The sequence below is a fragment of the Cohnella panacarvi Gsoil 349 genome (genome assembly GCF_000515335.1).
GTDB classification, from domain to species: domain Bacteria; phylum Bacillota; class Bacilli; order Paenibacillales; family Paenibacillaceae; genus Cohnella; species Cohnella panacarvi.
Window position 1 is genome coordinate 4,762,934 of record NZ_KI911563.1, and the last position, 9,892, is coordinate 4,772,825.

At 48.8% G+C, this 9,892-nt stretch carries 6 protein-coding genes; all 6 read left to right on the plus strand.

Features of this window, described 5'->3' with window-relative positions; genetic code table 11:
* Nucleotides 1-378: 378 nt before the first annotated feature.
* Nucleotides 379-5,133, plus strand: a complete 4,755-nt coding sequence (locus COHPA_RS24750) for a glycine-rich protein (protein ID WP_027088440.1) — start codon at nt 379-381, stop codon at nt 5,131-5,133.
* Nucleotides 5,134-5,184: 51 nt separating this feature from the next.
* Entirely contained in the window at nt 5,185-6,291 is a 1,107-nt protein-coding gene (locus COHPA_RS0122715) for an S-layer homology domain-containing protein (RefSeq protein WP_027084148.1), read from the plus strand.
* Between the two features lie 832 nt (nt 6,292-7,123).
* Nucleotides 7,124-7,909, plus strand: a complete 786-nt coding sequence (locus COHPA_RS26555) for a pre-toxin TG domain-containing protein (protein WP_425393720.1) — start codon at nt 7,124-7,126, stop codon at nt 7,907-7,909.
* Nucleotides 7,910-7,917: 8 nt separating this feature from the next.
* The gene (locus COHPA_RS0122725) at nt 7,918-8,133 is read left to right on the plus strand and encodes a hypothetical protein (protein ID WP_027088442.1); all 216 of its coding nucleotides are present in this window, start codon (nt 7,918-7,920) and stop codon (nt 8,131-8,133) included.
* Between the two features lie 129 nt (nt 8,134-8,262).
* The gene (locus COHPA_RS24760; RefSeq protein ID WP_027088443.1) at nt 8,263-9,459 is read left to right on the plus strand and encodes a pre-toxin TG domain-containing protein; all 1,197 of its coding nucleotides are present in this window, start codon (nt 8,263-8,265) and stop codon (nt 9,457-9,459) included.
* Between the two features lie 12 nt (nt 9,460-9,471).
* Complete coding sequence (locus COHPA_RS0122735) at nt 9,472-9,684, plus strand: hypothetical protein (protein ID WP_027088444.1); 213 nt, start codon at nt 9,472-9,474, stop codon at nt 9,682-9,684.
* The last annotated feature ends 208 nt before the right edge of the window (nt 9,685-9,892 follow it).

Consider the following 9,892-nt stretch of genomic DNA (forward strand, 5'->3'; position numbering starts at 1 on the left):
CAAACTGAAGTGAAGAGCACATTCGGTCCTCCGAAAGATCAAAAATATGAAACTGGTAAATGGCCAGCATGGGGGTATGATCCTAAGAGAACTGCATACGGAAACGGAATTAGGTTACCCGACACGCTAACCGGATCCGACGGGAAGAAGTATTTCCTTCAATGTTCGTATATTACCCGCGTTAAGGATCCGGTGGCAAAAGACTGTTCTAAAGAAACCGATAGTCCGGAATGGGTTAGAATGGGCACAACCCTGACAGAACGTAATCCGGCTGTCTACGTTGGAGGATCTTATGTAATTGCTCTATACGACACAGATGTCCCCTGCGATTGCTTCACCACGGCTACTATACCTAATAAGGATAAGTTAGAAGGCGAAGTGCCGGCAGACAATACGAAGATCGGTCAGAAGATAACGATGCAAGTCGATCTTCAACAGACCGATCAGATGAGTATAGAGAATTGGGAAAAGTGGGTGGTCGGAAAGTCGAACTTCAAGATCCAGATTAGGACTTTCCGCAACGACAACCATGAACTATCCGGATTGGACAACACGGGAGCTGCTCCGATCTGGTCAACGACTAGTACGTTCACGCCTGATCTTGATCCGGGTTCAGCGCCATGGAATCAAGCTAAAGCCATATCTGTGACGAAGAATGATTTGCTATCCTTGCTCAAAGGTGATAACGGAAGCAAAGTCCTCTACTACGACGACTTGACTAACTATCCGATCCCTGAAGGAGGAAGGGTAAGCTTCCGTTATAATGCGGATGTAAGAATCTGGGCGACGGATCAGTCCGGAACGACAGTGAGTAAACTGTGCAGTCGTCCGAAGGAATCGACTATTCTGACATGGTTCAGACCTGAACCGGGGGAATTTGGAGACTTCTCCAGCGTACCTAAAGTTTATTCGGAGATCAAAGAAGGTTCGCCTCAGCCTTCGGGAACCGGCTCGAACGAAACGTTCGATGCGATGTCCGGCACGCCGACGACGAGAAGTCTGTATTTCGCGTCCGGCGGCTCGGAGTTCATCGTGGACGTTCAGGTGGAGTATGTTCCTAAAGTAACTCAAACCCGGTCGTATAAATCGGAATTTATTTCCGTGCCGAACGGATGGGCAATGGAGCAAAAGCCGGGAGGATGGCAGAATGACTCCCCGCCGTCAAAGCCTGAGGCCAGAGTGAAGATTGATGCTTGCGGCGCGCCTTATACGGAGAACGTCACGCTCGAACCGGGATCTTATATCAAAGGCACTGATAGTGAAGGCAACCCCATCGAGGGCCAGAAATATCGTTGGATACAGCAGGGCTACCCTTCTACCAAAGTCGGAGGGTACACCGACACTTGGACGCAAACGGTAACGTTCGATTATATGAAGATCAACAAAGCCGTTGTTTGGAAGATCGAAAGATCCAAAGTCGATGGAATGGCTACTCTCGTCGGGACTAACGATATAACCGCATCGATCACTCAAGGAGATCCTACTTTCTTCTATAACAGAGCAGCCTCCGATACGAGTGCCGCCGGACGGCTCCGCTACTCCGTAGAGACGGATCAACATGACAGCGTCTATTGGAGCGAAGGAGAGTCCGATAATTGCCTGACTAACTCTAAGGACAGCGGACCTAAGAAAGAACAGGCCAAGTTCACGGAACGCCGTAATATTACCGGCAACGTTACGGCCATCTCCGACTTTTTGATCCTGCAGACCTCCTCAGGAGACCAGTCAGTCATGTACTTCGAGAAGCCGTCGAATACGGCTAAGGTGACGGAGCAGTTGGACGTACCGATAACAGACTTCGATACGATGTGGACGAACAATCCCTTATCGGCAGCGAAGTGGGACAAGGCTGCCACGATCAAGATCGGTTCGTACAACGGTAGCTTCTCGACCCCGACCGCCAAGTATTCCGGAGGATCGACGGGTACGGTTGCCACGATATTCGACTCGAAGCCTGCAGGCAAGAACAGAACGCCACGACCTTCGCCTTATATGAGACTTATGGCTACGAACCTTGATGTTCCGGATACGTTGTCGAACGGTCTGTACATGACCGGAACATCTACCGTGTTCTATAGGAACGTCCTTAACGACAATCCGAAAAACAAACCTACGGCGTATCCTGTTCAAAGCGACGCAACGTACGGAGGAACCGGTCTGACCTTCACGTCGCCTTATTCGCCCATTCACTCGAAGGTGAACGATGTTGTCATCCATGACCCTGTATCCGTCCAACACGCGACGGTCATATCGTTGCCGAGCAGTCTGGATCAACGTACGACGCCGGGAGGAGGCAATAAGCAGGAAGGTATGGCGGAGTACGAGAGAGTGCTCGATCCTAACTATAGGCAGAACATCATCCCTAACCCGGACGCGGAGATCATTAACGTCGATGGTACCGTCGCCGGGTGGAACAAGTGGGTTGCGAAGGGCAGCGCTTCGAATATCGCTTTCACGAGCAGAACCGGGGATACATGGGTGATCGGTCCTGGGGTCCATACTTTCGAGATCAACTCCGTAGCCGTCTCTGGAACGAATGGCGGTTATTGGAAGGACATTCCGGTTAAGCCGAACACGGTGTACAAGTTCGAAGGCGATATAAGCTGTCACAGATGCGAAGGATATTTCGCGCTCGACTTCTATGATGCTGGTCATCAATATGCAGGTGTCAGCGCAGGTTCGACCGACAAAGTCGTGAACACGGGAACGGTAACTCGCAAGTCGTTCACGATGACCTCTCCGTCCAATGCCGCGTACCTTCGGATCCATATGGTCAAAGGCGACAATAAGGATACGTCTCACGGTAGAGACCATCTATTCGCGGATAACTTATCCTTGAAGAACATGAGCTTGCAGGAATTCGTGGCCGTCGATTCCGTCGAAGTAACGCAAGTCGTGCCTAACCCCGACTATGTGGCTCCGCAGTCCGGTTCTACGGAGACGTTCAATTTCACGGGTTCGACCCAGTACTTCACAGCCCCAAGAGACGGGACGTATACATTGGAAGTGTGGGGAGCTCAAGGCGGATATTCCAATGGAGGTAAAGGCGGCTATTCGAAAGGCAGCATAAATCTTGTCGCCGGACAAAAGATCGCGGTCGAAGTAGGCGGCACAAACTCCTATAACGGCGGCGGTGTTTCGAGCGGTAACGGTTCGGGAACCATTACCGGCGGTGGAGCGACCGATATTAGGACTGGCAGTTATTCTTTGTCCGAAAGGATCATCGTAGCTGGCGGCGGAGGCGGAGGCGGTGACGCTTCAGGCGGATCCGGCAATAACAGCGCCGCTAGCTATTCTCTCGGGTCCGGGCAGTCTTATTCGCACGGATGCTCGAACAACGTAGGTCCTGGCGGTGGAGGGTACTACGGCGGATACTCGAGTACGGACGGGTCCAGTGCTTCTAGCCAAGGCGGTTCAGGTTACATAGGCGGAGTAGTTGGGGGAATTATGCAAGCGGGGATTCGATCGGGCAACGGAATGGCTGTCATTACTTTGCCGCCGGTAGAAGAAGTAGGTATTCCTACGAAAGTCATTACGACTACGGCCGGCGGCTCCGACACTTCGCCTCCTTCCGACGCTTACATTCTGAAGGCTGTAACCGTCAATCCGAATACTCCGGCGGGCGGGTACACACCGGGCAACTTCGTACTTCTCGATTACGGGTTCCAGCTTTATTTTCCGAATACGGGAGACTTCTTCGGTAACGGTCAATGGGGTTGGGCGCAAACGACCGAGATCAGAGGCAAAGGCTTCACGGACGGAATGGACACTACGGAATGGACCAAAGCGAAGTATGTCAAGTTCGACTTTAACGTGATCTATAACAACACGATGTACAAAGCGAATGAATGGATCCAACTCCCTGTTACGAGCCCTGGATATCTGTACGATTTCTATGTGCCGCTGGCTAACCGAGAGAAGATTAGCGCTATGGTCGAATGGAAGAGCATAGCCATCAATTCACAGATCGAAGACGGGGATACGCCTACGAACAAGGTAAGGTATAACGCTCAGAGACCTTATGCGGCCAAGCATAGCACGAACAAGAAGTACCAAGTCGATGTAGTAGGCAGGATCGGGAACATGGTCATTGAAGACACCGGGGACTTTAGATTCTCGAACCTGTTCAAGCAGCCGATTGATTCGACACAGTGGCTGGTTCCGAAAGTCGTGCCTCAAGTCAATCCGAATGTACAGCGATGGATCATCGGAGATACGGTGAACATTAGAGGGGAGCCGGTATCGGCAGGCACGAGGTTCCTGAATACTTGGGGAATGCTAGGCCACTTAGAGCAGAATCCGATCGCGTTCCCGTTGTCTCCGGAGAAGAATAGCATCCCGGCGCTCAGGAACCAGCCTCTAAGATTCGGGTACGAAGTTCTCTCCGACATTCAGACGATCGGCAACTATTACAGCAACATGCAGATTACGCCTTACTTCTATCATGTGAATTTGCAGAACGGCGGTATTACTCCTGTAGATGTATACATGAACGTTGACGGGATGTACAAGCTGATCAACAAGAATGACGGTGGCCAATCCGCGCCGGACTATGCAAATCCGGTTCGATTGGATTGGGAGGCGCAAGATAAACGCCGGAATGTTACGACTAACGAAAGCGATATGACTTCGACGATCGCGGCGTTATTCGCACAGACCGGAGGCGATTCCGCAGTAGGAAAAGCCGCCGAGCCTTCCGGCAGCTATATGTACGGAACTTCTCAGTTATTAGAGCTCACAGGCCGCAATCGCACGTACATCGGTCGAGACGCGACAAACGGACTCAATAAGAATCCTGGCAATCGGCTAGCTATGCTCGAATACGGAATGCAAGCTCAAAGATGGCACTTCTCATACGTCCTGCCGTCGTCGGCAGTAGTCGTAAGGAAAAACCAGATGCCGACTCAAGCCAATATTAAGGCTCTTCGGAATAACACCGGAGTAATCGTCCTGGCGGCGGATATCAAGGCAGTCGGCGATACTTACACGCTGCAATACAAGGGATCGGGTAACGGGAGTCTGAACGTAGCAGGAGTCTCATGGCCTTTGACCGGTATTCCGCATCCCGTGATCGCCGTATACTCTGCATCCAAATCGTCTGCCGACGATCTTAAAGTTTCAGGTACCCACTAGAGAAGAGAGGGGGTTCCGGCCCCCTTCATTCACAGAAGGAAGTGTAGTCGTATGAAAATAATCCAATTCATTACGATGCTTGCGCTCCTGGCATTGCTCCTCGCTTCGTCGGCTCCATTCGCGGGTGCGGCAACGAAAGCCGTTCACATCCCCCAGAACAGCTCCAATAATGCGGAAGAGCTGGCGAAGCAGGAAGAGGAGAAGCAATCTAACGATCGGTATCCGGATGTGGAATATATTCCTGTTCCTGCAGCGGTGGATACTTCCAACAAGGCGGTTTCTGCTTGGGCGAAAGAGGATGTCGATTGGATGGTCATCAACGGAATTGTCCCCGAGCGGCTTCAGTTCAATTACAAAAGTTATATCGATCGGGAAGAATTCGCGTCGTTAACCGTATCGGTATTGGATTTTATGAGCAAAGGGAGAACGAGACTTATTCAAACCGCTCTGGATCATCACTTCGAGGATACCGACAGTATCGACGTAACCAAAGCGTATAGCTTCGGCATCGTCAACGGAGTTAGTCCGACGAAATTTAAACCTAAGAACAACATCAGCCGACAAGAGGCTGCCATGATGATGTCCAACCTGCTCCAGAGCATCCAGACAGCGAATCTATCGACGGAAGATTACCCCTATTCAGATCGCAAATCCATTGCTCAATGGGCGCTTGACGCGGTCGATATGACAAGCAATCTGAAGTTATTCCAAGGTACGACTCAAGGGTTCAAACCCCAAGACAACTACACCCGGGAGCAAGCCATCGCCGTGATGCGGCGCTTGCTGCAGTTCCATGGCTCTGCCGGCGAAGTATCACTTAGAGGAAAAGTACTCGTGAGCCTAGACGCCCTAGGAACGGAAGAAGACGCTAAATCGAATAAAGCCCGTCCGGTTTCAGTAGTGGCGGGAGCTTCGAACGTCAGATTTACATGGACCGAGATGACGCCGGATTCGAGCCGACTCTTAGATAGGCTTGTAATGGACCTGTCAGGACACGAAGGCCATCACCACGAAGATACGGGCGTTCTATCTTTTACGCCGGAGGTCGTCAATTCCCTGAAGTCCGGCACCGGTTCTGTTCGCATCCAAACCTACACATTGAATACGGGAGCATCTAAGAAGGCGGACGAAGGCTTCATCTTGAAAGTAACGTGGTAACTATGGGGCTTCTCTTTGGGGAGTCCTTCAATGCATACCTAACCTAAAGGAAGGAGGGGTGGGCATGTCATCTTTCAAAATCGATTTGAAGACGGTAGAGCAACTTAGAAGCAGACATTCGCAGTTATCGTCTAGTTTATCTAACGCGGCCGCTCGACTATCTTCCGCGGCATATGGCGTGGATCCGGCGATCAAGGCCCGAAGGCAGCTTCAATATCGAATCTCGTACGCGACGCAAAGATTGCGCGGACTCGAAGATCGAATGTACAATATNAGCGACTTCATGCGGAGAGCCATCGAACAATACGACAGCGCNGAAGGGCAAATCAAGAGCAAAGTCGGCGAAATAACGGGAAGGCATCGCAGATCGTGGTTGGANAATTCGTTCGACGGCGTAGGCGATGCCTATAACGCGTTAACCGAATGGTTGGCAAGCGAGGACGGACAGCGGTTTACGGAGCAAGCGAAAGCGAATGCCGTACCTCCGGCCAATTCCTGCCCCGCGCCGGAGGAGCCGATCGACTACCGGGCGTATCTCGGTCAATATGACAGAAAACCTCCGGGCGTAGACGCGCTTTATTTCGTCGACGCCGACGGGAACCGAATGCAAGTGGATTTCAGTAGGCTTGAGCAGCTGGTCGGCGAGTATTATTACGTCTCGAATCTTATGCTCATTCCTGGATTTGTTCTTGATGAGAGAGAGTCCGATTATACGGATTTCTTCATCTACGCGATCAAACAGGGTTACGATCCGCGAACGTTCCAACCGATCGACGCGGCGGAAGCGGAGAACATTCAGAACTATATCAACGGTCGAGTGCAAACGTATGAAATGTACCGTCAGGAACAAAAGGTAATTGGATCGTTGACGCTTGATCTGCTTCCCGTCATCGGCCAAGTCAAGTCGGCGATCGAGCTTTGGACAGGCGAGAATCTCGTAACAGGCGATGAGCTAAACAGATGGGATTACGGATTCGGTATTGCGGGAGCCATCGCTCCTGCCATCAAGGGCGGCAGGGGGCTGTACAAAGGCTATAAAGGATTATCGGGTGTAGATGAAGTGGTTGATGTTGGGCGAGTGATTGAGGGTTCCAATTCTATTCAAGGAATTAAATCATGGGATGAAATAAATGATATATTAAAAAAAGAAGGAGTAGATCAAGCTAAAATTGATGAAATTTTGAATACTCCAAAAGGTAGTAGACCGGACCCTTCGACCTATTTCAGTGAAATCTATATACGCCAACATCTAAGTCAGTTTCAAGATGGTGTCACCAAGATCAAATCAAAGCCACCAATTGATATTGAAGGTGTTGGCCTTGGAACATTTGTTATGCCTAAATCAGTTGCAGATGAAGTAATTAGAAAAGCAGGTGGGGATGTATCTAAACTAGAGGAATTATTAGGATTAAACCCAGGAGATCTTGGATTAAATCCTGTAAGAGTGGATATCCCTAATCCACAAAATATAAGAATTCCAAGTGGAAATGAAGCAGGTGCATGGCCAGGATATTGGACCCCCGGAGGATACACAAAACCTGGTGGGGTGATAGAAGCAGTAATAGATCCAGTACCAAAAAGCGATTATACAGTTAAAGAAAATATATTGGGAAAGTAGGATGACGGATGAAAATATTTACCGGCAACGGAGTGGAAATTGAGAACAGGGAAGGGAAATATTTTATGATTTATGACGCGGGGGAAATTAGCGATAGAATGATTGAAATAGAAATTACTGAATATGAAGTTGAAATTGCAAAAAAAAGTTCAATGGATGCATATAATATTATCATAAAATATCAAAATGAAATGTTTTTTGGAACCGGTAAGAGAGATGAGTAGTGAAATGAATTACGACATTGGAATGATAAACCAAATCTTGATTGGCTAGTGAACTGAACTCCGTCAAGTAGACAGTGATAATACTAATATCTCGGCACTTACCGAACTTATGCGGTCGGTGCTATTTTTATGGCTGCTGAAAGGGACATTTTGAATTTCATTATTCCTCAGAATGACTCAATCGGACCTTTGTCGATACCCAACTGCCAAACCAATAGAAAGCGGTTTACGGAGCAAGCGAAAGCGAATGCCGTACCTCCGGCCAATTCATGCCCCGCGCCGGAGGAGCCGATCGACTATCGGGCATATCTCGGCGAATATGACAGAGAAACTCCGGGCGTAGACGCGCTTTACTTCATCGACGCCGACGGAAACCGAATGCAAGTGGATTTCAGTAAGCTTGAGCAGTTGGTCGGCGAGTATTATTACGTCTCGAATCTCATACTGATTTCTGGATTTGTTCTTGATGAGAGAGAGTCCGATTATACGGATTTCTTCATCTATGCAATCAAGCAGGGCTACGATCCGCGAACGTTCCAACCGATCGACGCGGCGGAAGCGGAGAACATTCAGAACTACATCAACGGTCGAGTGCAGACGTATGAGATGTACCGACAGAAACAAAAGGTGATGGGATCGCTGGCGCTTGATCTGCTTCCCATCATCGGCCAAGTCAAGTCGGCGATCGAACTTGCGACAGGCGAGAATCTCGTAACGGGCGAGGAGCTCAACGGGTGGGACTATGGATTCGGCATAGCAGGAGCCATCGCTCCTGCCATCAAGGGCGGCAGGGGGCTGTACAAAGGTTATAAAGGATTATCGGGTGTAGATGAAGTGGTTGATGTTGGGCGAGTGATTGAGGGTACAAGAGGACTTGATCCCAAAATTGTTAGCGAAATACTAGCAACAGATAAAGGATTAAGACCGAATCCTTCAAATTATTTACCGAAAGAGTATATTGATAACCACCTAGCTCTGTTTGATGGTGGTGTTACTAAAATTCAGGCTGCAGCACCAACAAGACCTTTAGGACCACCATCAGGTACTTTTGTAATGCCGAAATCTGTTGCAGATGTACTAATTTCTGAGTCTGGTGGAAATGTATCTAAATTAGAAGAATTGCTTAGTCTTGACCCTGGCACTCTTGGAAAATCACCTGTTCGAGTTGATATCCCGAAGCCCGCAGGATTAAGGATGCCAGATGGAAATGAGGTGGGAGCAAATGACCAATGGATTCCCGGAGGTTATACTGGTGGTGGAATACCTGAAGCAATAATAGATCAAGTACCTTTAGACAATCTCAATGTAACAGAAATTATTAAATAAAGGAGTGTTAATGTGAACGTCGTATTTTCTGATTATGGAATTGAAATAAGTGAAGAAAATGGACGATACTTTTTAAACTATGATGAGGGGGAACTAGTCCCTCATTTCCGTACAATTGAAATAACTCTTGAAGAAGCTGAAAAAGCAAAACAAAGCTCAAAGGATGCTTATGAAGTAATAATTGCATTTCAAAACAAGGAGCGAAAAGAAAAGCTAGGCAAGTAATACATCCTACTTTCAATAAGATGCAAGTGTGTGCTTTAAGTTATATGCTAGCTCGTTCGTAGTTCGGTCTTTGAATACTACCAGCTGACTAAAAACGATTAACCTTGATTGGCATTGATATGCTCCCCCTATGGTAGACAGTTGAAATAATAAAACTGTTTATCATTGGGGGAGTTCTTTATGTCTCGTAAAGCAAAGATTTCTGGAT